The organism is Paenibacillus sp. J22R67 (genome assembly GCF_059692175.1).
This window is the reverse complement of sequence record NZ_JCAUAX010000007.1, coordinates 269,207-294,264: the sequence shown is the minus strand read 5'-3', so window position 1 is coordinate 294,264 and position 25,058 is coordinate 269,207. Positions and strand designations below refer to the sequence as shown.

At 47.6% G+C, this 25,058-nt stretch carries 20 protein-coding genes; 1 reads left to right on the top strand and 19 read right to left on the bottom strand.

Annotated elements, in window-relative coordinates; genetic code table 11:
• Nucleotides 1-61 precede the first annotated feature (61 nt).
• From AC58VC_RS25510 to AC58VC_RS25470, 9 genes are all read right to left on the bottom strand, one after another.
• Nucleotides 62-922, bottom strand: a complete 861-nt coding sequence (locus tag AC58VC_RS25510; protein WP_497372596.1) for a carbohydrate ABC transporter permease — start codon at nucleotides 920-922, stop codon at nucleotides 62-64.
• On the bottom strand, nucleotides 916-1,776 hold the full coding sequence (locus AC58VC_RS25505; protein ID WP_497372778.1) for an ABC transporter permease: 861 nt from the start codon (nucleotides 1,774-1,776) through the stop codon (nucleotides 916-918). Before AC58VC_RS25505 ends, AC58VC_RS25510 begins: the two co-directional genes overlap by 7 nt.
• A gap of 231 nt (nucleotides 1,777-2,007) precedes the next feature.
• Complete coding sequence (locus tag AC58VC_RS25500; protein WP_497372594.1) at nucleotides 2,008-3,801, bottom strand: cache domain-containing sensor histidine kinase; 1,794 nt, start codon at nucleotides 3,799-3,801, stop codon at nucleotides 2,008-2,010.
• 7 nt (nucleotides 3,802-3,808) lie between these two features.
• Nucleotides 3,809-4,597 (bottom strand): response regulator transcription factor, encoded by a 789-nt coding sequence (locus tag AC58VC_RS25495; RefSeq protein ID WP_497372592.1) that lies wholly within the window; start codon nucleotides 4,595-4,597, stop codon nucleotides 3,809-3,811.
• A gap of 416 nt (nucleotides 4,598-5,013) precedes the next feature.
• Nucleotides 5,014-6,348, bottom strand: a complete 1,335-nt coding sequence (locus AC58VC_RS25490) for a sulfatase family protein (protein ID WP_497372590.1) — start codon at nucleotides 6,346-6,348, stop codon at nucleotides 5,014-5,016.
• On the bottom strand, nucleotides 6,345-7,742 hold the full coding sequence (locus AC58VC_RS25485) for a sulfatase family protein (RefSeq protein WP_497372588.1): 1,398 nt from the start codon (nucleotides 7,740-7,742) through the stop codon (nucleotides 6,345-6,347). Before AC58VC_RS25485 ends, AC58VC_RS25490 begins: the two co-directional genes overlap by 4 nt.
• Nucleotides 7,743-7,764: 22 nt before the next feature.
• Nucleotides 7,765-8,553 carry a carbohydrate ABC transporter permease gene (locus AC58VC_RS25480; RefSeq protein WP_497372586.1) on the bottom strand — a complete coding sequence of 263 codons (789 nt, stop codon included), beginning with the start codon at nucleotides 8,551-8,553 and terminating at the stop codon, nucleotides 7,765-7,767.
• Nucleotides 8,554-8,557: 4 nt separating this feature from the next.
• A complete protein-coding gene (locus AC58VC_RS25475) occupies nucleotides 8,558-9,475 on the bottom strand; it encodes a carbohydrate ABC transporter permease (RefSeq protein WP_497372584.1) in 918 nt (305 codons plus the stop codon).
• Between the two features lie 132 nt (nucleotides 9,476-9,607).
• Entirely contained in the window at nucleotides 9,608-10,966 is a 1,359-nt protein-coding gene (locus AC58VC_RS25470; RefSeq protein WP_497372582.1) for an ABC transporter substrate-binding protein, read from the bottom strand.
• A gap of 384 nt (nucleotides 10,967-11,350) precedes the next feature.
• Between AC58VC_RS25470 and AC58VC_RS25465 the strand changes: the two genes are divergently transcribed.
• The gene (locus tag AC58VC_RS25465; RefSeq protein ID WP_497372580.1) at nucleotides 11,351-12,490 is read left to right on the top strand and encodes an ROK family protein; all 1,140 of its coding nucleotides are present in this window, start codon (nucleotides 11,351-11,353) and stop codon (nucleotides 12,488-12,490) included.
• A 285-nt stretch (nucleotides 12,491-12,775) separates the two neighbouring features.
• Here AC58VC_RS25465 and AC58VC_RS25460 read toward each other — a convergent pair whose 3' ends face one another.
• From AC58VC_RS25460 to AC58VC_RS25415, 10 genes are all read right to left on the bottom strand, one after another.
• Nucleotides 12,776-13,759 (bottom strand): Gfo/Idh/MocA family protein, encoded by a 984-nt coding sequence (locus AC58VC_RS25460; protein ID WP_497372578.1) that lies wholly within the window; start codon nucleotides 13,757-13,759, stop codon nucleotides 12,776-12,778.
• Nucleotides 13,752-14,744 (bottom strand): Gfo/Idh/MocA family protein, encoded by a 993-nt coding sequence (locus AC58VC_RS25455; RefSeq protein ID WP_497372576.1) that lies wholly within the window; start codon nucleotides 14,742-14,744, stop codon nucleotides 13,752-13,754. The genes AC58VC_RS25460 and AC58VC_RS25455 overlap by 8 nt, the downstream gene beginning before the upstream one ends.
• Before the next feature lie 19 nt (nucleotides 14,745-14,763).
• Nucleotides 14,764-15,843: a Gfo/Idh/MocA family protein gene (locus AC58VC_RS25450; RefSeq protein ID WP_497372574.1), complete on the bottom strand. Its 1,080-nt coding sequence runs from the start codon at nucleotides 15,841-15,843 to the stop codon at nucleotides 14,764-14,766.
• 13 nt (nucleotides 15,844-15,856) lie between these two features.
• Nucleotides 15,857-17,356, bottom strand: a complete 1,500-nt coding sequence (locus AC58VC_RS25445) for a PHP domain-containing protein (RefSeq protein WP_497372572.1) — start codon at nucleotides 17,354-17,356, stop codon at nucleotides 15,857-15,859.
• Between the two features lie 50 nt (nucleotides 17,357-17,406).
• Nucleotides 17,407-18,468, bottom strand: coding sequence for an aldose 1-epimerase family protein (locus AC58VC_RS25440; protein ID WP_497372570.1), 1,062 nt, complete (start codon nucleotides 18,466-18,468; stop codon nucleotides 17,407-17,409).
• 21 nt (nucleotides 18,469-18,489) lie between these two features.
• On the bottom strand, nucleotides 18,490-19,806 hold the full coding sequence (locus tag AC58VC_RS25435) for a sugar ABC transporter substrate-binding protein (RefSeq protein WP_497372568.1): 1,317 nt from the start codon (nucleotides 19,804-19,806) through the stop codon (nucleotides 18,490-18,492).
• Nucleotides 19,807-19,840: 34 nt separating this feature from the next.
• Nucleotides 19,841-20,671, bottom strand: coding sequence for a carbohydrate ABC transporter permease (locus AC58VC_RS25430; RefSeq protein ID WP_497372566.1), 831 nt, complete (start codon nucleotides 20,669-20,671; stop codon nucleotides 19,841-19,843).
• A gap of 3 nt (nucleotides 20,672-20,674) precedes the next feature.
• Nucleotides 20,675-21,787, bottom strand: a complete 1,113-nt coding sequence (locus AC58VC_RS25425; RefSeq protein WP_497372564.1) for a carbohydrate ABC transporter permease — start codon at nucleotides 21,785-21,787, stop codon at nucleotides 20,675-20,677.
• 27 nt (nucleotides 21,788-21,814) lie between these two features.
• Entirely contained in the window at nucleotides 21,815-23,008 is a 1,194-nt protein-coding gene (locus tag AC58VC_RS25420; RefSeq protein ID WP_497372562.1) for an ROK family transcriptional regulator, read from the bottom strand.
• A 783-nt stretch (nucleotides 23,009-23,791) separates the two neighbouring features.
• The gene (locus AC58VC_RS25415; protein WP_497372560.1) at nucleotides 23,792-24,964 is read right to left on the bottom strand and encodes an ROK family transcriptional regulator; all 1,173 of its coding nucleotides are present in this window, start codon (nucleotides 24,962-24,964) and stop codon (nucleotides 23,792-23,794) included.
• Nucleotides 24,965-25,058 lie beyond the last annotated feature (94 nt).

The window sequence follows — 25,058 nt, the reverse complement described above, 5'->3', positions numbered from 1 at the left end:
TTGTTTCTATTGTCGCCGTTACAGAACGAATCAGGCTGCAGTCCTGATGCACTGAGCGGGGTCAACCTTTGACGGAGCCCATCAACATTCCTTTGGTGAAATGCTTTTGAATGAACGGATACACGATAATGATCGGTAAGCTTGCAGCAACAACAGACGCCATTTGCATCGTTTCGGTAGGAAGCATATTTTCGGCATTTTCCAGCGGTTGCTGGGTCAGCATGAGAATTTCGCGAATAACGACCTGCAAGGGGAACAAATCTCGATCCGTCACATACATAATCGCCTGGAAAAATTCATTCCAATGGCCGACCATGTAGAACAACCCAATTGTGAGCATAGACGGCATAGAGAGCGGCAATACGATTTGCCAGAGAATCCGGAATTCCTTCGCTCCATCCATCCGAGCCGATTCAAACAGCTCTTCAGGAAGGCTTTCAAAAAAGCTTTTCATAATCAAAATGTTAAACGCCCAAATCGCATTCGGCAGAATCATCGACCAGACGGAATCCAAGAGCCCTAAGGATTTCACAACTAAATAAGTCGGAATCAGCCCTCCGCTGAACAGCATCGTAAACACAACCATAAGAAGGAAGAAGCTTCTGCCTGGAAGATTGCGACGGCTAAGCGGATAAGCCATCAGCAAAGTCAATATCAGGTTCACAATCGTACCTACAACGGTGATAAAGATTGTCACCCAGAAAGCTTTTGGAATATTCGTTTCCGTGAAAAGCTTGTGATAAGCGCTAAAAGTGATGGACTTAGGAATGAGGATGAATCCACCATTCTTCAGTACCTCGGAGAAAGGTGTGATGGACACGGCAATCACGTACATCAGCGGTATAATCGCCGCCAATGCAGTAAGTCCGAGGATGACAACGACGATCGTATTGACGATCCGGTCTTCCCAGCCTCTTACCATATGCCATCACCCCACTTCTTGGATAAATGATTGGAGCCTAATACCAGGACAAGCCCAATAGCGGATTTGAATAATCCTACGGCGGCCCCCAGTGAGAAGTTGAGCTGCTGCAGCCCTGTCCGGAATACCCAGGTATCCAAGATATCCGCAACTTGATACACTTGAATGTTATACAAAATATAAATTTGATCGAAACCAGCATCCATAATATGTCCCAGCTTTAAAATGAGCAGAAGCACAATGATATTTCGAATGCCTGGCAGCGTAATGTGCCAAATCATTCTCAGACGGCTTGCACCGTCCACACGGGCTGCCTCATATAAGGTTGGATCGATCGCTGTCATCGCAGCCAGGTAGATGATTGCGCCCCAGCCGAGATCCTTCCAAACTTCCGAGCTTACCAGAATGGTCCGGAAGTAATCAATCGAGGTCATGAAGCCAATCGACTGGCCGCCCGCATCTTCGATAAACCGGTTGACGATCCCCGAATTCTGGGAGAGCAGCGCAATGAGGATACCATAAATGATGACCCAAGATAAGAAATGCGGCATATACGTTAGCGTTTGCACAACCGTTTTGAACCATCGCAGCCTGCACTCATTGAGCAGCAAAGCCATGATAATCGGCGGTGCCATGCCAAACAGCAGCTTGTAAATACTAATGACGAACGTGTTGACCATCAGCTGCCCGAAATACGGAGAATTAAAAAACGTCGCAAAATGCTTGTACCACGGATCAGCCCAACCGCTGCCGAGAATGCCATCCAATATTTGAAAATCCTTAAAAGCAATAATCACACCATACATGGGAATATAGCGGAAAATGACGAAATAAATAACGCCAGGTAAAAGCATGAGATAAAAAGCCCGAAAGGCCCAAACCTGCTTCGCAGATAATTTAAGCTTCGCTTCTTTTGTTTTTCTACCCGCCCTTACTTCCTGCTTGACTACGACTTGCTGTTCCATGAGGCCACCTCTTTTCCATCTGATCACTCGCTTCCTAACGGGTTGAGTTAAGTATAGCAAGCGCTTTCTTTGGAAAATATACAGTGATCCTGCGAAAATGTTCGAATTCTTGCAAACGCTTTATTTGTTTTTTTCTGTATATTCATGTTCCATTGCCGGAAGCTCGATTCGGATCAACGTTCCGATTTCGGACAAGGAGAAAATGGATAAACCGTACGCTGCTCCAAAATGGAGACCTATTCGCTCATGGACATTCATAATCCCGATTCCTGTAAATCTATGCTTGCTCGGCGCTTTGTGCCGCTCTTCGAACAGACTATTCAGGACCTCAGAGTTCATTCCGAGCCCGTTGTCCCTAATCGTAATGATCAATTTATCCTTCACACACTTAGCCCGTATACGGATGATTCCCTCACGTTTCAGCGGAACAATTCCATGGAAAATGGCATTTTCCACAAGCGGCTGCAGGGTCAGCTTTAGAATTGTTTTGGATATCGTGGCAGGTGCTGTGTCAATCTCCATCGTGAACTTATCCCCGTAGCGTACCTTCTGAATGTATGCATACATGCGCAGTCCTTCCAGTTCGTCCGCTAAAGTAACGAATTCCGTGCTTTTATCAAAGCTGAAAGACAACAGACCAACAAGGGTCTTGATCGTTTCCCGAACCTCGTAGATTTTGTGCTGTTTGGCCAAAGAACTAATGCAAGCAAGGGTGTTATACAGAAAATGCGGGGCAATTTGACTCTGCAGCATTTTCAGCTCAAAGTGCTTCTTGCGGCGTTCCGCTTCCTTCGTTTCCTGAAGCAGATGATGGATCCGCTCCATCATGGCATTATAACTTCGCGCCAACCGGCCAATTTCATCATTTCCAGTTGCGTGTATGGTGTGAAGCACATCCATATCTCGAACCCGATCCATCTTCGCAACCAATGTGCGTACCGGAAGTGTAATATATCGACTGATCATGTACGTGCTGGCCAATACGAGGAATATCCAGAATACGCCTGCTGTGCTGAAATTCCGGTATAGACTGGCAATATTTTGATAGAAGAAGCTATTCTCATAAAAGGCGATAAAATACCAGCCAAGATTATTCATGCCGGACTTGACCGCAACCAAATCGCCTTCCGGGCCCTCTATCTCCGATGCTCCGAGAGGAAGATCCGATACTTGAGCGACAAACCCTTCATCCAGCTCGGGCGGATACACAGACGTATGATAAGGAAGCAGCCGGTAAGAGCTAAGCGGTAACCCGACATCAAACGAATGGACAACATTCTTTTTGTTCGTGATGATAGCAAAGGTTTGATTCTTCGTATTCATGAATTGGGCGATCATATTCGTTAATTGAACGAGGTCGATTTCCACGACGGCGATCCCTTTTAATGACTTCGTCGAAGATGATTGAATCGGCAGCACGAAGGCGACTGTTTTACCCGACATAGGGGATTGATAAGGCTCGGTGATAAATATTCCGTAGGTTTGCTTGGCTTTCTCAAGCAGCTTTGGGATTTCCGGATTTCCAATAATATCAAAGGTGGTTTGCGAGTCGGAAATGACATGCCCATCTACACCGACCAAATAGAGCGACTTATACAGCGTTCTGTTCATATTCGCATACGAGCGCAGAACATCCGAGGCCTCTTTCTCTTTGCCTTCGTTCAACAAATCTTCACGGGTCGAGATAAGCATAAGAATATTTTGCACATTATCCAGATAAGCATTCATATATAAATTGGTTCGGTCAATAATAATTTGAGCGTCCGTAATAACCTGTCTCCGAAATAACCCCTCCGCTTCACGCAAGTTGATGAAACCAAGCCCTCCCAACAGCACAAGTGTTCCCAGGGACAAAAATAGAAAATGCTTGGCCAACATGCTCCAGCTGCCAAACCACGAGATAAGCGCTTTCATATTGGTATCATCCCTTTTTATAATCTGTAGGTGCTACGCCGGTCCAATTTCGAAAAAGTTGCGAAAAATAACGGTAACTCGGAATGCCTACCTGTTCAGCGACTTCATAAACTTTGAGCTGCGTGTTCTGAAGCAGATTCACAGCTTTCTCCATGCGCAGCCGAGTCACATAATCATTGAAAGATTCCCCGGTTTCTTCCCGAAACAGCCGGCTTAGATAGTATGAGCTGAGCCCAACTTCTTCCGAGACGGAGGTCAGCGTAATTGGCTCACCGAGTTTAGTCTCGATGATCTTCTGGGCAAGCTGGACTTCTTTTCGAATTTTCCGCTCGTCACTTGTCCCTGATTTTGGAGCGTTAGCCAGCTCCCTGCGTATCCGTTCTTGTTCATATTGCTTGAGATCGACTTCACGTCTGATCGCTGCTCTCGCCTTTTCAATCGCCGTCTTCATATCTTCTTCATCAAAAGACAGCTTCGTAAAATAATCCAAAGCTCCTAACTTCAGCGCTTCTTGGGCATAATGAAAATCGCTATGACAGGTTAACAGGACGAATTGGATGTGCGGGAATCTTTTTTTGACGCTGCGGAACAATTCCATTCCGTCCATGATGGGCATCGTAATATCTGAAATAACAAGATCAGGTACCAAAGCTATACAGAGCTCCAAAGCCTCTTCCCCATTCTCGGCCTCTCCAACCAGTTCTGCGCCAAATGTAGACCATGGCATGGATCGGAGCTCTTGTCTTAACGGCAATTCATCATCAATGATCAGCACGCGTACGGGGGCGACAGACACATTGCCCACCACCTTTCCTTTCAACCTTGAAATCGCTATCAATCTTTATATGAATGATATCAATTATATCAGCTTTTGTTTATACAGAAATAATGTAAAAATGTATGAAAAACCAAACTCAAGCGCGCGTTGTGTCGCCGCCACATGGCGGCTGCCAACCCCAGTCAGAGGATACTCACTTGCTGAGGGAACTATGATCCCTTATTCGGCAATAAATCGGTGCCTAGACTGGCTGAGGGGAACTGTGGTCTCTTATTCTTTCATTTTCGATAGAAAATAGCTATTTTTCATTTTACCCAACAATTAGCACTTTTCAGATAGCAGCTAGCATATAGGCCAATCACCGCAAAAAAGAGGTTACCCTCAAGTAGAAGCACTCTACTTGTAAGGTAACCTCTTATAACTCTATGCCCCACTCACAATCCTTGAAGCGCAGCCTTGAGATTAGCCGTCACGTCCGGGTAATCGTCCGCAACATTCCGATTCTCCCACGGATCGCTTCGTATATGATACAGACGATCACCCCGATCCCGCTCAGCAATCAGCTTCCACTCGCCATCCGAAGCGACACGCCACGAGCCAGGATGCTGTGGCCCTTCGTCCAAGCCGGACACTTGAACGTCGCGCAAACTGGACGTCACCTCGCCCCGCACCACGCTTTTCAGCGAAATCGAATCTTCCGCTTCCTCCATGGTGAGATCCGCCAAATCCAGTATCGTGCTTGCCAAATCCTGCAGTTCTACCAACGCTTCGCTGACCTGATCCTTCTGAATGCCAGGCCCGCTAATCACCAGCGGAATGTGCACGGAGCCACGCTCAGGCTTGCATTTTCCGAATTTATCGAAATCCCCCAGCATATCGCCATGGTCCGAGGAATAAATGATCACCGTGTTCTCCAAGTCGCCTCTGCGCTTTACCGCATCAAGAAGCTGACCGATATTGCGGTCGATATTTTCCAGCATGGCGGCATAATTCTGCCGAACAGGGTTCCATGTTTCTTCCGGAACGCTGCTGTTGTTCGGCTCTGCAAATTGCACCTGCTCCCAATCCGCTTTCATCCGGTGCGTGATGTCCCATGGCTCATGCGGGCCAACGAAGTTCACCATGAGAAACCAAGGCTGGTCAGCGGGGAAGTCCTCCAGCATTTGCACGCCATTTCGCGTCAGCCAATTATCGCAATACGCCTCATCCGGCAAATCTGTGGCATCGGTTCGTTGGCCGCGATCCTGCATATCCTGCAGGTGAATGTCAGCTAACCCTTCCTGATACAAGTACTTCATATAGGGATCCTTCGGAGACTCCTTGCCCGAAATAATCGCATCAATTTTGCCAGCATTATCGATGGCATCTGTATAACCAAGCTGGCTTAATTCATCAATCCAGCCATCCAGCCCCCACCAATGGGTGGCTTTGTGCAGGTCGAACTTACCGACGCCGCCAACACGGTAGCCATTATCTTTCAAGACCGAGTAAAACGTTTTGCGTGACAAATCGTAATTGTGATGATTGCCGGTCACCTTCGGCTTATTGTATCGTAATCCCGATGCCAGGCAGGCTCGGGCCGGTGCACACAAGGGAGACGAGGTAATCGCCTTCGTAAAGGTGACGCCTTGCTTCATTAAAGCCTCCATATGAGGCATTCTGATCGGCAGTGACTCCATGCCCAAAGCAGCTAAAGCAGCCGGTGCGTATGGCATCCAATCTCCACGATGCGTATCTGGAAATAGAAACAGAAAGTTGGGACGGCTCATCCTTTTTTCCCCTCACTTACATTTACAATCGGATCGCGCACGCTCTTCTGCCACGCTAACAGCTCACGTTCCAATCGCTCCAGCTGCTCTTGGTTAGCGGAATCCTCCGTCAAATCTTCGGTTTCCCATGGATCATTGTGTAAATCAAACAGCTGCGTCCGATTCGTACCCACTTCGCCCCTGCGGTAGTAGCGGATTAATTTCCAGCGTCCATCACTCACCATGCGCTGAACATTTTTATAGGCGGCAAACACGCTTTTCCTTGACTCTGTTTTCTCACCAGCTATCATTCGAACCATGCTTTTACCCTCAAGCGATTGTGGCAGCGATGTTTCCGTTAGTTCGCACAAAGTCGGGAAAATATCCATTTGACAGCCAAGTCCGCTGGCCACCACTCCCTGCGCCAGTCCGGGCCCCTGCATGATGAGCGGAATATGGATGCTGTGATCATACAAACTTTGCTTGCCCATAAGCCCATGCTGCCCCAAGGCGATGCCATGATCGGCCGTATATACGATGATCGTCTGCTCGCGCTGATTGGTTTCGTTTAGTATCTGCACAATACGGCCGATTTGCTCATCCATATGCGTAATCATGCTGTAATACTCAGCTAGATGCTGGCGAATTTCTTCTGGCCTGCGCGGAAAAGAGGCCAGCTTCTCGTCACGCACATGCATCTCGCCATTATCAAATGGATGCTCTGGCATGAAATTGTCAGGCAGTGGTATTTGCTCATTATCATAAAGATCCAAATAGGCCTGAGGCGGAGTCCGTGGATCATGCGGCGCTGTAAATGCCACGTATAAGACAAACGGCTCCTCTTCCTTATATTGCTGGATGAAATCAATGGCTGTTTCTGCAAAAAGCTCCGTCGAAAACTTCTCGCTTGGAACTGCATGGTCCGCATGATACATACCTGTAGGATCATAATCATGAATGGGCAGGCCAATATGATCACCCATACCGCCAAAGAAAATATTGGCCCCGTCCGAAAAGCTTCGCGCAAAGCTCTCTTTGCCATTGTGCCACTTGCCGATGCCGAAGGTCCGATAGCCCTCTCTACGGTACACTTCTGGCCATGTCAGGAGGGTAGGATTAATCGCCCATAGCTGCTGATTTTCCGTCTCACCAAGCTTAACTTCTTTCTCCGTTACCGTTGCTTGAAAAACATTCGTCCCCGTCAAGAGACAGGCCCGGCTGGGTACGCAGAGTGCAGCCGTTTGCCCTCCCATTGTGTAGATGGATGTAAATCGCACACCCTCAGCTGCAAGGCTATCCAGAACGGGTGTTTGTACCACCTGATTCCCATAAGCGCCGATCCCGTCGAATCGATGATCATCCGCGATTAAAAATACAATATTCGGCTTTTTGTCCCGAGCTTCATGTTCTCTCATTTTAACCTCCAGAATCAGATGTTTATTTGATGGCGCCGCTCGTCAAGCCGCGCTGCATGTACTTTTGACCGAAGATATACAAAATCACGACAGGAATCGTAATTAACACAAGCGCTGCAAACACTTTATGGTAATCAGAGGTATACTCTTTGATGAAAAATTTGGGAGCCATGGTCACCGTCAACATCGTTTCCTTGCTAATGAAAACAAGCGGAAGTACGTACTGATTCCAGGAGTTGAGAAAGGCTAGGATGCCAATGGTTGTCAGCACTGGAATGGCCAGAGGCAGCATCACATGAACGAATCTTCCCCATGCATTGGAACCGTCAATCTCCGCTGCTTCCAAGAGCTCTCCAGGCACTTCGTCGAACGCGTTGCGGGCAAGCAGCAAGGAGAAAGGAATGCTCATCGCGACTTCTGGACCTATCAAGGATAGATACGTATTCATCCAATGAAAGGACTTGATGGTTTGGAATAAAGGAACGAGCATCGCAACAGGCGGGATCATCAGACCAATTAAACAAATGGCAAAAACAGAAGCATCCCCAGGAAATCTCAGCTTGCTGAAGCCAAACGCCGCTAAGGATACAACGATAAGCAGCAGCAGCACGACCGAAGTCGATACAATAAAGCTATTGATTAGAAAATGCGGAAATAAGTCCAAACTTACGACAGCTTGATAATTTCCCCACTGGTCACCCTCGAACGAATACATCACCAGATAAACCATGGGAATCACCCAGATAACAGCGAGGATTAGGAGAAGAAGATTCATCGTGATCTTTTCAGAGCGTTGCATGCGACCGAACATCTTTTTACCTCCTAACCTTGTTATAAACGCGCAGCTGGAAAGCCGTATAACCAAAGGCGATAAGCAGCAGAACAACGGAAACCGCTCCACTGTATCCCGTTCTATATTTGAGAAGAGACTCCCGGAATAAGAAAGTGGAGATGAGCTCCGTCTCTCCTCCCGGACCGCCCTCTGTCATAATCCAGATTAAGTCGAATACTTTGAGCGCATAGATAATGCCTAGAATGAGTAATGTGATGTGGGTACCGCTGAGCATGGGGAAAATAATATGGCGGAATTGCCTCAGCACCCCGGCCCCATCGATGTTTGCGGCTTCGAATATTTCCTGGTCAATGTTTAGCAGACTGGTATAGTAAATCAGCATGTAGAATCCCGTATTGGCAAAAATGTAGACGGCAGCAATCGCATTCAGCGCAGTAGCTGGCTCTGACAACCAGGAATGCGCCCAGCTTTCCGCACCTGCAAACCGCAGCATCGTGTTCAGCAAGCCAAAATTCGGCTCATAAATGCCGGCGAACGTCGTACCTACCGTGACAACAGCAATCACATGCGGCAAAAAGAAAATGGATTTAAATAGCCCATCCGCCACCCAAACGCCGTTAAGCAAGGTTGCTAGCAAGAGTCCAAGCGCCATCGAGAGCGGAATGGTTATAACTAGAAAATAGAGCGTATTGCCAAGTGCTTGATAGAAATTAGGATCATGAAGCAGACTCATATAATTGTCGAGACCAATGAACACTTTGCTGCCAATGCCCGACCACTCAAAAAATCCGATATATACATTATAAAATATGCCGAAAAACGTGAACACCGAGACAAAAAGTAGTAAAGGCAGAGCAAAATATAAGCCGGTGAAGCGTCCTCGCTTTTTCTTTTTCGATTTGGCTGCTGCTGGTTTCGTTGCCGTTAACGCGATATCCACTTGGCTCCTCCTCACAACCTTCACGAGGGAGGGACCTCTGCCTGCCAAGCTGCAGATAACAGAAGCCCGCTTCTTCATGAATGTAAGCTTAATTAATGAAACGCAATGTAGTCCAATTGAGCGAAGTAGTTGTTAGCGTTTCACGGCATCTGAAGCTTTTTGTACGTCAGCCATCGCTTGCTCCGGCGTCACCGTTCCAGTCGCCACCTTTTGTAAATTAGCAAAAAGCGCTTGTTCAATAGAGGCATTGTCCAGGAAGCGAATGCCGCCTACATGATTCGTAAGTGCGTTCAGAACCACATCAACGGATTGCTTCTCAATGTCGGTTTTGAGAGCGGATTTATCCATGGATAGTCCCTCTTTCACAGGAAGGAACTGCAGTGCTTTACTCAGAATCGTCTGATATTCGCCAGTAGCCATGAACTCTACGAATCTCCAGGCAGCCTCTTTATGTTTGGAATCTTTACTTATGCCGAGGGGTACATCACCGTTGATGAGGACACTTGTTTTGCCGCCGGCAATTGTCGGCATCGGCACCAGTCCGAAGGTACGGTCGCCAATTTTCAAGCTATCCTTATTCGCTACGTCTGTCATGATCCATGCCCCAACGAGAATCATTGGAAGCTGTCTCTTCTGCTCATACATATCGCGAAGATCTGGGTCGAATTTGGTTGTCAGGTTGCCGTCTTGGAAGAGATGATCTGTATAAAATTGTTTGAACGCATTCGTCGCTTGAATAAACACCGGATCGGTAAATTTCGCTTTTCCCGCATCCGCCTCATACAATTTGCCTGGTGCAATCTGGTTAACGAGCGTGTAAAAGACATCCGTTACCGTTGCGCTTTTACCGCCAGCGAAGCCTAAACGTGGCACTATGCCCGGCAATTTGGCCTCTTCAAACTTTTTCACGACTTGTTTCAACTCATCATACGTCTTTGGCGGCTCTGCGCCTACTTTCTTAAACAGGTCCACATCATAGGAAAGGAATGGCGTCACCGCGACCCCTGTTGGTATCGTCTTATAATCGTTTTTCTTGGATGATTCCATTGGCGTAGATTTGAAAAGCTTTTGCCAATCCTTACCTAACGATTTCTCTGCCAAAGGCGCTAATGGCTCAAGAATAGGCGAATAGTTTTTGATCATCGGCCCGTTGGAGAATGCCATGACATCCGGAACCTCGCCGCCTTGAATGGCGACTTGAATTTTCTTATCGTAGTCAGCCGATGGTGTACGCACGTAATTCACTTTAATTTTGGGATATTTCTCATTAAAAGCTTTGATTAGGGGTTGCCAGACGTTGTCTTCTGGTGACCAGGACCAGAATGAAATTTCACCTGTGACCTCTTCCGGCTTTTGTGTGGCAGTAGCGGTCGTGGTGGCGGCTTTTGTATCACTAGCTGGGGTTGCCGTAGTGCTTTTAGTCTGAGTGGAGCATGCGGACAGCAGAAGTATGCCTATCAGCAAATAACTCGCGAGTCTCATTCTTTTCATAAACAGAACACTCCCTTTTTAACTTATTTAGTATAAACGTAATACCAAGTAAAATACTGTGCTTAGTTGATATTAATTTAATGTCTATTCGTTAATAAGTCAACAATGAGTTTTGAACAGTTATAAAAATGAATTCTCCCCCCTTATTTAGCCCAAACACCCCCACTTTTATATATAAAACGCTTTCAACTTCTTGGTATTTAGTATATACGTTATACTAATTAAAAGCACGGTAATTTTTGGATACTGCTATATATTTTTTGACACCGTTCATTATTTTGTATATCATTCATACTAAATAACTACCATGCTTGAAGTAAGGTTGTGATTCATTTGCATTCGAACGGACCTATCGGAAATTATGATCTTGTTAAAAAAATAAATATGGAACACGCCATCTCTACGATTTTAAAATACCGACCATTATCTCGTGCAAAAATCGCCTCTCTTACTGGCCTTAACAAAATGACCGTCTCTAGCTGTGTCGACCTCTTCGTACAGAAAGGTTTTGTCGTAGAGCTCGGCACAACCGGAACCTCCAGAGGACGCCCCCCTACGCTGGTCGACTTGAATGAAAAAGCAGGCATCTGTGTTGGGATTGATGTTGAAATCAACCAGTTCACCGTTCTCGTTACGGATCTGCTCGGCAAAAAGCTGGACAGCATGATTATTCCGCTTCAAAGCAAAGATCCCTTCTTTTTCGTAGAGGCGATTTCGGGAATTTTGAAAAAGTTAGAAACGGATCACGCGCATCGCCAATTAGGCATTGTAGGAGTCGGAATTGTCATCCCGGGCTACTACAATATCCGGACTGACGTCGTAGATTATAGCGCCAACCTGCAGGAATGGAACGATTTCCCTCTGCGAGGCGAGCTTGCCAAACGAGTTCCTGGGCTTACCATCCATGTCAATCCAGCTTCTTATGCGGGCGCAATGGGGGAAGTTCATTTTGGCGGGGCCAAAGCAGCGGATCATTTAGTCTATGTAACCAGTTCCTGGGGCTTGTCCGTTGGTGTCTACAGCAAGGGAGAATTGTTCACCGGTACGACGGGTACTGCGGGGCGATTAGGGCATTCCACCATCCATATGAACGGCAAAAAATGCACCTGCGGCAGCAGGGGCTGTTGGGAGATGTATGCTTCCATCAAGGCGCTTTACGAGTTGTTGGAAACAACGCCTCAGGAAATGTCGATTGCAGAGATTGTGGCAGGAATTGAGCGTGGTGATTCTAAAATCACGAGTGCCGTGCACGAGCTTGGCCATTATCAAGGCATCGGCCTGGCAAACGTGATCAATGCGTACAACCCAAGGGTGATCTGCCTTGGAGGACTTCTTGCGCTGCTTGGCCCTACATTGATTAATTCGATCTGGAACACACTGCGTGAAATGATTCCTGAGCGGTTTCTTCTGAATTTGGAAATTTATTGTTCCGATTTAGGCGAGCTGGGCGTTGCCCACGGCGGTGTTTCGATGGTGCTGAGGCAGCTTTCTACGACGATCATCGAGAATTCTTTGTTGGGATGATTTTAGTTGCCCAGTTATACCTAGTCGATTCATTAAGTCGCTGCAGCTGAAATAGCCGGAAAATCTACCGTTAATCTCCACCTGCTCGGCGGCAGGGAAGGCAATAGCGGTAGATACTCCAGCTAAAGCGTGATATCTGCCTAAAATTCCCTAAATTCGGTAATATTAGCGATAGAAATTCCAGTTAATTAGGTAAAAGCAGCATAATTGCAGCAAATAACAGGAGAAATCGGCGTACACTTTCACTTATACACTCCACTTACCCTGCATACCTCGCTATCCCCCTTAAAGTCGCACCGGTTTATGAAGACGAATCGATTCGTAAGCCGCAAGCGCGATAACCGTTGAATTATAGCCATCCTCACCTGTAATAGATACAGATCGATCTTCTTTTAGACATCTGATCCAATCATCGACCAGCAACTCATCTTTATTATCGCCCCAATAACTCCACTCCGCATGCCCAGCCGTTTCGCTGTATATTTCATTCACCTGAGCAAAATAATCAATAGAAATCACGCCATCAGTCCCGATAAACGCCATCGTTAAGTCGCGTTTATATGGAGCTGCATGTTTCCTTGACCAACTTGCATCCAAAGCAGCGATAACTCCGTTGGCAAATTTGACATGCACCATAGCAGCATCATCAATATCGATTTTATGGAATAAACTACCGCCCAGTGCGTACACTTCAACGGCTTTTGATTGAAAAATCCAGTTCAATAAATCCATAACATGCACAGTGTGATCCATGAGAGAGCCCCCGCCGGACAACGAACGGTCATTGAACCAACCGCCAATCATTTCACCTTTGTTCGTCGCCTTGACTGCGATTACCCTGCCAATCTCCCCACGCTCAATGGCACGTTTGGCCTCCACGATCATCGGAATGTAACGATTCGGGAATGAAGTCATCAATTGCACGCCGTTTGCATGACACGCCTCGATCATCTGATTCATTTGTTCGCGGGACACACCCAACGGCTTCTCGCATAGGACATGTTTTTTGTGCTTCGCAGCCTCAATGGTCATCTCAGCGTGCTTGGCGTTTTCCGAGCTAATAATGACAGCCTCGACATCTCCAGCCAGCAGCTCACGGTAATCCGCATAATAGGGCAGCTGATATTTCCTGATAAACGGCTCTACCCGCTCCCAGTTTTCATCAGCAATTCCGACAAGTTCCACATCATCGCGTTGTATCAAAGCTTCCAAATAGCTAACCGCATGCAGATGGGCAAAGCTAATCATGCCTATCTTCCGTTTATTCACTCTCTCCGCCTCCAATCCCAAGCGAAAATGTGTTGTCAATGAGCTCAACCGGCTGCCCCGTCATGATCGAGTGCTCGGCTGCAGCTGTTACCCTCAACGTTTCGAGAGCATCTTCTGCAGTCATTACCGGCTGCAAGCCCTCTTGGATGCAGCTTAACAAATGAACAAGCTCTTCATATTCAGGGTTGCGAAAGGAAGGATTGAATCCGCGCTTCCTTGGACTTGCCGATTTATAAATATGCAAGGCATCTGTTTTCCGATTATCATAGCGAAGCAAACCTTGCGTACCCGCATATTCCACTGCGGATGTGTACGCCTCTGGGTATCCCAAGCACGCTTCGAGGTTGGCAATTGCACCGCTGCGGAACCGTAGTGTTACCAAGGCATAGTCCACGTGACCAGTACCTCTTTGCATGGCGTAGACACTTGTAATGTCCCCAACGATCCAGCGCAGCACTTCGATATCGTACATAGCCAGCCGCTGGACCGCGCTTCCTGATCCATCGTTGCCTTCAGGCGGCGCTGGGCTATAACGCTTGACGTTAATCACCCCGATGCTGCCGATCGTTCCGGCGTCTATCCGCTTTTTGATATCGATATGGTGAGCATAAAAGCGTTCCGGGTTGACGAATAGCAATCGTCCTCCGCTTGACTTGGCAGCGCGCAACATGGCCTGCACATCCAACAAGCGGGAAGCAGCAGGCATTTTAGTTATAACCGTTCTGCCTTTTCCTAATGCGAGCATCACCGTTCTAGTCCAGCCGTTCTGGGGACCGACACATACGAATAAAGTGCTCAAAGGCAGTACATCATTCATATCGGCAAACGAGAGAAAGACTAGGCCACCGTAACTTGCAGCAAGCTCTAATGCCCTATCCTCCTGCTCATCGTACAGGCCGACGATTTCCACCTGTCCCGTTTCCGATAGCAGTTGCGCATACTTTTTCGCCACATCCCCTTCGCCAACTAGGGCTACTTTTATCATCAAATAGGCCTCCCCAACTTTAGAGCGAAACAGCCTTCCCCGTTTCCGAAGAAACATAAATCGCTTCTAAGATTTCCTGCACAACAAGTGCCTGCTCAGGCTTCACAATCGGATCCTGCCCGTTCATCAACGCCTCAATCCATAACCGTGCTTCAAGATCCGCTGGGCTTTCTTCCCGTGTCTCATAGAAAGGGACCCCTGTTTGCTGAAGATGGATTCGAGTCGTATACAATTTCCCATATTTTTCCCCGTTAATGCTTAGACCATCCCACATATCTGCCCCTGCTTCAGTACCACATAACGTCACCTTGCCCGCGCCTTCTCTTGTAATGTTTAACGCCCAGCTCGCCTCAAGTTGGATCGTTGATCCGTTCTCCATCATAATCATCGCCACGGCAGAGTCCTCAACCGTGAATTGATCCGGATCCCACGATCCATACGGATTGGCTGCATTCGCATGCTGCCCTAGCTGATGAAAAGCTTTACCCAGAACCGTTCTGGGTTTATAGTTGTTCATCAGCCACAAGGCTAGATCGAGCGCATGCGTGCCGATATCAAGCAAAGGTCCACCGCCCTGCTTATCCTTATCGAGAAAAGCTCCCCATGTCGGAACACCACGGCGGCGCAGGGCATGCGCTTTGGCCATATAAATGTGTCCCAAATCGCCATTTCGGCACATGTGATACAAATATTGCGAATCCGGGCGGTAGCGATTGTTATAGCTGATCGTCAGTTTCTTATTCGTACGTTTCGCCGTCTCAACCATTTTTCTTGCTTCTGCCGTCGTTTTGGCCATAGGCTTTTCGCACATCACATGTTTACCCGCCTCCAATGCCGCAATTGCAATCTCTGCATGCGAGTCGTTTGAAGTGCAGACATGAACAACATCAATCGTCTTGTCTTCAAGCAAATGGCGATAATCCCCATATACCTTGGCATCCTCCGAACCGAATATTTGAGCTGCCAGTCGTGCCTTATCCTCTGACCGGTTAACGAATGCGGCCAAACTAACCTGAGGCAGTTTGCTCAGACTAGGCATATGTTTGGCATTTGCGATACCGCCGCAGCCAATGATTCCGACTCTCAATTCTTTTGCCATGACGGGATCCTCCTTAAGAAATGATGAATACAGGCGTGATCCAAGCATACTGTTCATTAGTCTGCCTGATTTCCACGTGATAAGCGTCACAATCTCGTTCTTTCACATCGTCTTGCCATTCACCCTGGAAGCAATAAGCGTGTTCAGGAACAGCGCGATGAACGAGGATGGCCTCTGAACTGTATGGCTGCATATGGGCCGAACGGCTTCCTTCAAGGAGCTCACCAATGGTATACACAAATGTCTGGCCATTCACTTCAATCGATAGTTGACTGCTTGTGTCTCCTTCAATCTCGAAAATAAGCGCAGCGGTTTGCGGGTGCCGTGTGGACACATTTTTAAACGTCGTACACGTCCATTCCGCCGTCTGTTCGGACCAAGCAATGAGCTTGTTGCCAAGCAGGTTAATATTCGGATTATCCCGCATCTCCGGCGTCGGCGCGAGCACGCTTTGTCCCCGGAAACATGTCTCCACCGAGACGATCTGGCCCTTGTCTAGACGGGCGTTGCCCTGCCAAACATACCCTGTTTGACTATCTCCCCAACCCATTTCCACACGCACTTTGTACTTGCCTTGTGTAAGCTGCTGCCCGTGGCTGGCATGCTGGCTATATACAACTTTCCATAGTTCACCGTTCTTGTAGACGCTCACTTTGTCAATGAAGTCGCAGCCCGTTACATCCAGTTTAAGCTCTCTGCGTCCATCCACCTTCACCTCGCTGCCGAAGATAGCCCCATTCACCGTAAAGGAACAAGCGATTTTATCGCCGGTAATCGCGTAAGTTCGACGAGCCAGCAGGGCTTCCCATATCGCATCGCGCGTTTTGTCCGTGGCCAGCACAGCCACTCGGCCGTCTCCGTAAGAGCCAGGATATCCGGCATGATGGTCGGTTGATCCAGCGAAGCTGAACTTGCGTCCGCTACGAATCGCCGAAACGACCGTATTGCGCGAGTCGCGAGGGCCCATCGTATGCCAGCAGGGATATGCACTGGAATCAGACATGGAGCAGCCGTGCTTGGAGTATACTTCGACAACAGGGCTGATTTGCTCCGAAAACGCCTCCCAGTTAGCTCCCCGATAGCCAGGCGTGTAACTCACATGATGAGGTACAGCAATGACTGGCAGTGGAGCCAGCGCAGCTACAAGCTCAGACGGTGATCCCGCTTCGATCAGAGGAAGTTCATCAGAAGTTGACAGTACATGATGATCACCAAATTCACTGGAGTGGATCTCATATCCTTGAAAAGTTACAAATTCATGTGGAACATTCCAAGCTTTTACCATTTCACGGACATGCTCCCAATTGCCTCTAAGCTTAGCGAATCCTTTCAAATGGAAATCGACCAGAAATTCCAGTTCCTCCGTCCTCTCCGGCATATCCGGCCACATGGCGTGCCCAATGATCGCGCAGAAGTCCAATTGTTCTTTGGCAACAGACAAAGCGTTTTCCAAACCGCCAAAGCCGTAAGTGATGCCACAATGATTGTGCAGATCTCCCCAAAACAACTTCATTTCCGATCACTCCAATTCATGATTATATCGTTAATCCTTAACGCGAATATTCACCCTCTTACGGGCAAAATGGGTTCCAACTGAGCTTCCACGCAAAATGTATACGTTTTCCGCTCTCCAGGAGTGAGTAACGGCAAGGTTCCTCTCTCACGGTGTATGGCGCGCCCTTCTGTTGTTGCATTGCCTGGCTCAATGCCTAAGACGTAAACTCCTTTGCCAGGATGCTTCCACTGCGTCAAGATAGGGCTTGCTTCTTTATCGTAACGAATCCCCACTATCAACCTTTTCTCTTCACCGTTATGAACAATCTTATTGCTTATTCGAACCTGAACGGCGCCTTCCTCATCATCAGCCTGCACATTTTCGTGCGCCATTACTGTTGGCTGCCCATTCTCCACTGGCGCAGGATATGAGCTCCAGCTATCGGTTGCTCCCTCGCCATTCATCCATCGTTTGGGGCCATCTGGAATGTCGATGACACAGTTTTCGCCAATAAGCGGAAAACCTAAGTTAAAATGATGCATCATTAAATGTGCAACTGGTTGATACGATTCGTTCGTGACGGAATCCGTGATAAATATCCTATTTTCTCCCAACCTAGTAACGATTGTCCGCTCCAACACAAGGTTGTCGCCAGCCGCTGAGCTTTCACGAACTAACCCGCGAAAAATCAGCTCATATTGACCGCTGTCATCCCAGCGTCCCTCGGCCTGCAGCAGCTCCGCAGGTATGGAGGAAATACGCCCGTGCGGACCGTACACTTGCCCTTCATCTACACTCGGTCTACCCATCGTCGTTAAGCCGCAAGTTGCCAGTAAGCCGCCTTCAAAGCTGCGGTTCCAATCATCTCTTTCATAAAAAAATGGAGCGACAGGCCCGTTTTGCGACAGCCAGGCAAGAGGAATGCCATACAGTTCGCACATACTGATATCGAAAGAGCGGCTTACCGCGATTTGAAACTGCAGCCCTGAGCCGTTGCGTACTCGAATCACTTCATTGCCACGGCCTTTGCCTTGCAGCAGCTCCATGCGCTCAAAACCAGCCAATTGGCGAATATCTGACATATGCGCAAGCAAATTCTCTTTTCCTTTTAATTCGTATACATCCGGCATCCTGTCACTCCCTCAGTAAGGTTACTTCTTAGTTCCGTCTATAAGTGCTTGCAAATCTTTCTCCGCACCCTTAAGCGCAACATCCGGCATGACCGTTCCCGTCATAATTCCCGAAAGCGCTGAGTTCATGATTTCATGTTGCTTCAAATAGTACGGCACGAGCGGCTCGTCTTTTGCGACTTTTAACGTTTCCAAGACTGTATCGTAAAATTCACGTGGCTGCAGCGAAGGATCGCTGAGCACAGAGTAACGAATTGGCAACCCGCCTAGTTTGGATTCGCGCATTGCTCCTTCTTTATTGGTCATGAACTCCACGAATTTCGCTGCATCTTCTTTGTTTTTCGCGTTCTTGTTCATAATCAGCGTCCACGATTGGAAGAGCGGCGTACGTAAAATGCTGCCGTCAGCCTGCTTCTCACCAGGGATTAGGCCAACTTTAATTTTATCCTTGTAGGGGCTGTCGCTTTTCTTGAGCTCTGTATAAGCTGCACTCCAAAAAGGTGCGGCCATCGCAATTGTGCCTGTTTTCAAAGCATCGAATACGTTGGAATAGCCCCAGTTTGGCGTATCCTTAGGAATGACTTCGTCCTTCACCAAGGATTGCCAGAGTTCCCCGGCCTTGATCGCTCCAGGTGAACCTACGCCTGCCTTGCCGTCTTTCGCAATCTCTCCACCAAATGACCACATCATCGAATAAAAGACTTTCGGCTGCTCAGAGCCAGACAGCGCCGTCCAGGAAGCGCCGTATGCCGTTGGCGAACTTGGATTTTTCGATTTGGTCCATTTTTTCGCTTCTGCTGCGAATTCCTCCCAGGTTTGTGGCGGATTCGGAATAAGATCTGAGCGGTAGTAGAATAGATGAATGCTTAGGTTATAAGGCATGGCAACGGTTTTATCTTTATACTTGTATTGAAAGGCAACATCTTTCCAGTCATAATTCGGATCAAATTTCTTGATGTAATCATCGAACGGCTCAATTGCGCCTGCTTCTGCCAGCGGGGCTACATACGTATTGTTAGTAGTCGCCAAATCAAATGTGTCCGTGCCTCCAATCAACTGATTGGTCATATTGGTAAAATAATTGCTAGCGCCTTGTTCCGTGATGTTTACTTTGACCCCTGTTAATTTCGTGAACTCTTTGCCTTGCTCTTTGACATAATCACTCGTGTCAGGGCCAGTACGCGTAAATATGGTAATTTCCCGTGCTTTTTGACCCTCCGTTGCCTTGGGACTCTCAGTGTTCCCTTTGTCAGTCGACGAGCATGCACTTACGTATGCGAGACTTGATACCAGCAATACCGTTAACACTGCTCTCTTTTTTAACCGCTTCAGCTTCATGTTCGAACCCTCCATTTTTTGTGGTTTTTTTGCTCTATTTAACTGCTCCCACGGTCAAGCCCTGTACGATGTAACGTTGCAGGAACAAAACCATGATAAAAGCAGGTAATAGAATTAGGCTTCCCGAGCCGAATACCGGCCCCCAGTTAATCGAATACCCGGTAATGAAATCCCCGGTCGCTACAGGCAATGTTTTGCTTTTCTCCGAAAGCGCCAGAGTAAGGCCGAATAAGTATTCATTCCAAACAAACAGGAAGCAAAAAATGCTGGTCGTTATGAGCCCCGAGCGGGCCAAAGGCAGCGATACGCGCCAAAAAGCTTCAAGTCTTGTGCAGCCGTCAATTAAAGCGGCTTCCTCCATATCCTCAGGCAGTTCATCGAAAAATCCGCGCATCGTCCAAATAACAAAAGGAATATTGAACGTAATGTTGGCAATGACGAGCGCCCATACCGTGTTGATTAAGCCAATGCTTTTGAACATCAGGAAAAAGGGAATGATAAGAATCGCAGGCGGCGCCATTTTCGTGAAAATCACCCAGTTTGCAAACGCGCTGCCTCCTGTCCGCCATCGTGCAATACTATAGGCAGCCAGCGTTCCAGCGGTTAGGCATATAAAGGTCGCGCATACAGCGACAATCAAGCTATTAATCAGGTATTGGAAAAAATTTTGAGTTTCAAAAATAAATCTGTAGTTAGCGAGTGTCGGCTTAAACCAAACGATTAGTTTCGGCTCAATGATCGCTTGTGTGGACTTGAAACTGCTCAAAATCATCCAGAAAATCGGTACTGCCCACACCAGTATGACAATTGCGATGAGACAGGTTACGACAATTTTCGCCGTAACGGCTTTGAATGTCCTTTCCATCCGTTATGCCCCCCTTTTGGAAACCCATTTACCGATACTTGAAAAAAGAACGCTGATCGCGATAATGAGCAGCAACACGAGGATGGATAAAGCCGCGCCTTTACTATAATCCTGTCCTGTCAGACCCGTTGAAAAAATATGAATATTCAGAGTGCGCATCGTGACCGAGTCGCCAAACAATGCCCAGATCTGATCGTACACTTTCATAAGATCAATGATCCGAATGAGGAACACTACCCCGATGACAGGCCGCAACAGCGGGAACGTGATGTGCCAATACGTCTGCCAGACATTTGCTCCATCTACCTTCGCCGCTTCATACGGCTCCTTCGGCAATGCGCTTAATCCTGCAAGGAACATTAGATAAACAAAAGGCGTCCACTGCCAGATATTCACGATGATCGCTGCTGCAAATCCGATGTTGGCGTTCAGATAGGTAACCAGAAAGTGACCGATTCCTGGGATATCACTTATCAATGGCAGCGGTTGATTGGTTAGCCAAGGTACCTCGCCGATCCCCACACTTTTTAACGCTAAATTTATGAAGCCGTTATAGCTGCTGTACATGTATTTCCACAGCATCGCTATGACAATTGGACATGTCATCACCGGGATCACCAGGATCGATGAAACGAAGGAGCGACCTCGAAACTCTCGCTGCAACAGAAGTGCAAGGCCCATTCCGATGACCATTTGCAGCCCGAGCACAATAACCATGTATTCGATCGTGCGGATAATTGCCCCGTAGAACAATTTGTCTTTGGTGAGAAAATACGTATAATTGGCAAACCCAACAAACGACCAATCCCCTTTGAAATTTAACAGCGATACATCAAACACACTGAGATATAAAAGAAAAATTGCGGGTACGGACGTTACGAGGAACAAAATCATAAATCCTGGGATCACGAGCGTATAACGAATATGCTTATCTCCGAAAAAAAACAAAGACCATAAGAACACGAAGACAACTGTTACTCCGATCAAGCCGAATTTGGCAGCAGGAGCCATCTCACTTTGGAGTGCGAAGATCGTAGTAACAAGTCCCAAAATGGACAGACATAAAAACAAGTACGCTGGTGCTGAACGGCTCTTCGATTGTTTTATTTGATCCATACACGAATCAATCCCCCATTGATGAAGTCATTGCCAAATCATGCGGTGATACATGTCAGAAAAGAAATGATTGCTGATGATAGCTGCGGCCCCCCTTACTTGAAGGTTCTCAGAATGCTCAGAGAACCGGATCTTGCTGCGCCTTGTGACAGCGGTGACTCTTTGCTGAACAACTTCGATAATTTTCTTTTCCAGCTCTGGGCTTGCTTGCGTGATTTCCCCTTGAATGATAACCTGCTCGGGATTAAATACATTTAATATCGTGGCTATGCCAATCCCCAGCCAATAGCCCGTATAGTTAAGCAAAACATCTGCAATGACCTTATCGCCCTCACGGTATAGGCTTACAATTTCACTGAACTCTAGCTCAGCATACTTTCCATCGCGACGTGACAGCTCTTCGCCCAAGGCCGTGACGGATGCCAGCGCTTCCCAACAACCGCGATTGCCGCAGCGGCAAAGAGGTCCGTCATGATCGATGGTCGCATGAGCCAAGTTTACAGCACCATCGAACGCTCCCCGATATACCTCATTGCCAATTACGACACCCGTTCCGATCCCGATTCCGACGCTGACGCAAACTAGCGTTTCTCTATATTTGCCGTTGCTGTTCAGCATCTCTACATACGTGCCAGCCCTCGCATCATTTTCCAAGAAAATCGGGATGCCCAGACTTTGCCTCATATACGCTCCGATAGGAGCGTCCTCCCATGGCAGCGCCGATGAATAACGCATAATGCCCTGCTTCGTGTCTACCAGCCCGCGAACGGCAATCCCGCATGCCATGACAGGCTGCTGATGACCTTGTTCACGCGCCTCTTGAATCAAATTGCGAATTTCCTGCACGATCAGATCAATTGTTTGTCGGTAGTCCTCATAGATGCTGATTCTCTTTTTCAAATGAAACTTCACGACCCCCAGCAAGTCGACCAGAGCAATTTCGTAATGCTTGTTGTTAAAAGAAACCGCTGCGATCATCGCCACATCCGCTTGGAAGTCAAGTAAGATGGGCTTCTTTCCCCCGGCTTCGGTGGAGTCCCCCCTTCCGGTCTCGTACACTAGGCCTTCCTTGATCAGTTCATCGACAAGCGCGGAAACGGCTGGCTTACTTAGACCAAGCGCTGCTGAAATTTCTGCGCGTGAGCATACTCCGCTTCTGATCGTTTTCAGAATGCTCATCCGGTTTCGTTCTTTCATATCGTTTTTGCTGATCATCTTCATAGATTCCATCCAATCTGTCCTTTAGTCGGCATGAATTGGTCTTACGTATGTTAGTTATAATAACTAACTAACTTTATAACGCAATATTACTGCCTACCAGTTAGAGCTGTCAATACATTTTTTGAGCCCTAAGTTGAGTTGTTGGAGATGAGATTTGCTGAGTTATTTGGCGCTCGATGTTTCACTATTTGGAGGCGTTGGGCAATTTCACTGTAGTCCGTTAAAGCAATCAAATAGCTCCAATTAACCTAAATAGCCTAAATAGCTGCGGTGAGGTCCGTTGGGTGGTTCCTTTCGGGATCATTGGTTGCGACGAGGAGAATCCCCCCTTCCGAACGAAGAGGCTGTCTCGAAGGTCTGATATGACCCAAGAGACAGCCTCTTATTTATAACTTTTAATGCCAAATGGGAGGGAACTACGATCCGCTATTCCTTAGGAATTCATCGATTTCCTGTAGTGGCGGAACTATGATCCTCTATTACCCCTATTTTAACCTCCATGTAAGGTTATTTGGACAAATAGCGCCCTGTAGTTCCGCTTCACCCCTGTTACCATCAGATATCGCACAAATAGCGCCCCCTAGTTCCTATAAACCTTGCATGCCGCTATAATTTGGTAGGGCATTGGCTCTGTAGACAGAAAAATAGACTGTCTCATTGTCAGATTACTTCTACTCTGCTGTAGAGACAGCCTCTCTAGAATGCTACGGACACTCAGCACCGCTATTCACCGCTTCATAGTGCAAACCTCCCGAACTCACCCGTTTCGTTGCTGTAGCGCCATCATTTCCAAATAAGTCGATGATGCGAGTCAGAGAAAAAGTACTGGGAGATAACAGCCGCTGCTCCCCTAACCTGAAGTTTTTCGGAGTGTTCAGAGAAACGAATGACGCTGCGCCTAGTCACTGCAGACTTCACCCTTTGATGGACCACTTCGACAATTTTCCGCTCAAGTTCAGGCCCCACCTGCGTAAGTTCCCCTTGAATGATCAGTTGCTCGGGATTAAATGCCTGCAAGACATTCGCAATACCAACTCCGAGCCAGTACCCGGTATAGTTGAACAAAACATCTGAAATAACCGGATCGCCTTCCTGATACAGGTTTAGAACTTCACTGAATGCTAAATCTGTATATTTTCCATCGCGACGTGCCAGCTCTTCATTTAAAGCAGTGATGGATGCCAAAGCCTCCCAACAGCCGCGATTCCCACAGCGGCAAAGAGGGCCATCATGATCGATGGTCGCATGAGCCAAGTTGACAGCACCGTAGAACGCTCCACGGTACACCTCATGGTTGATCGCAACGCCTGTTCCGATCCCGAGCCCAACGCTGACGCATACAAGCGATTCCCCGTACTCTCCGTTGCTGTTCAGCAACTCAACATACGTGCCAGCTCTCGCGTCATTTTCGAGAAAAATCGGGATGTCCAAGCTTCGCCTCATGTAATCTCCGATGGGAGCATCCTTCCACGGTATCGCCGAGGAATAGAGCATAATACCTTGCTTCGTGTCCACCAACCCGCGAATGGCTACGCCGCATGCAATGACAGGTTGCTGATGGCCCTGCGCACGTGCCATTTGAATTAAAGTGCTGATTTCTTGCACGATCAGATCGATCGTTTGCCGGTAGTCCTCATAGATGCGGATTTCTTTTTTCAAATAAAATTTCACGACACCTACCAAATCCACTAATGCAATTTCGTAATGCTTATTATTAAAGGATACCGCTGCGATCATCGCCACATTCGCCTGAAAGTCAAGCAAGATGGGCTTCTTGCCCCCAGCCTCGGTGGAGTCGCCCCTTCCGGTCTCGTACACCAAGCCCTCCTTGATCAGCTCGTCGACGAGCGCGGAAACGGCTGGCTTACTTAGACCAAGCGATGCTGAAATTTCTGCACGGGAACAAACTCCTCTTTTGATCGTTTTCAGAATGCTCATCCGGTTTCGATCTTTCATATCGTTTTTACTGGTCATCGGCTTATTTCCATCCATTCTATCTACGAAGTTGCACACATGTGTCAATTACAATTGTACGTTAGTGTAAAAAATA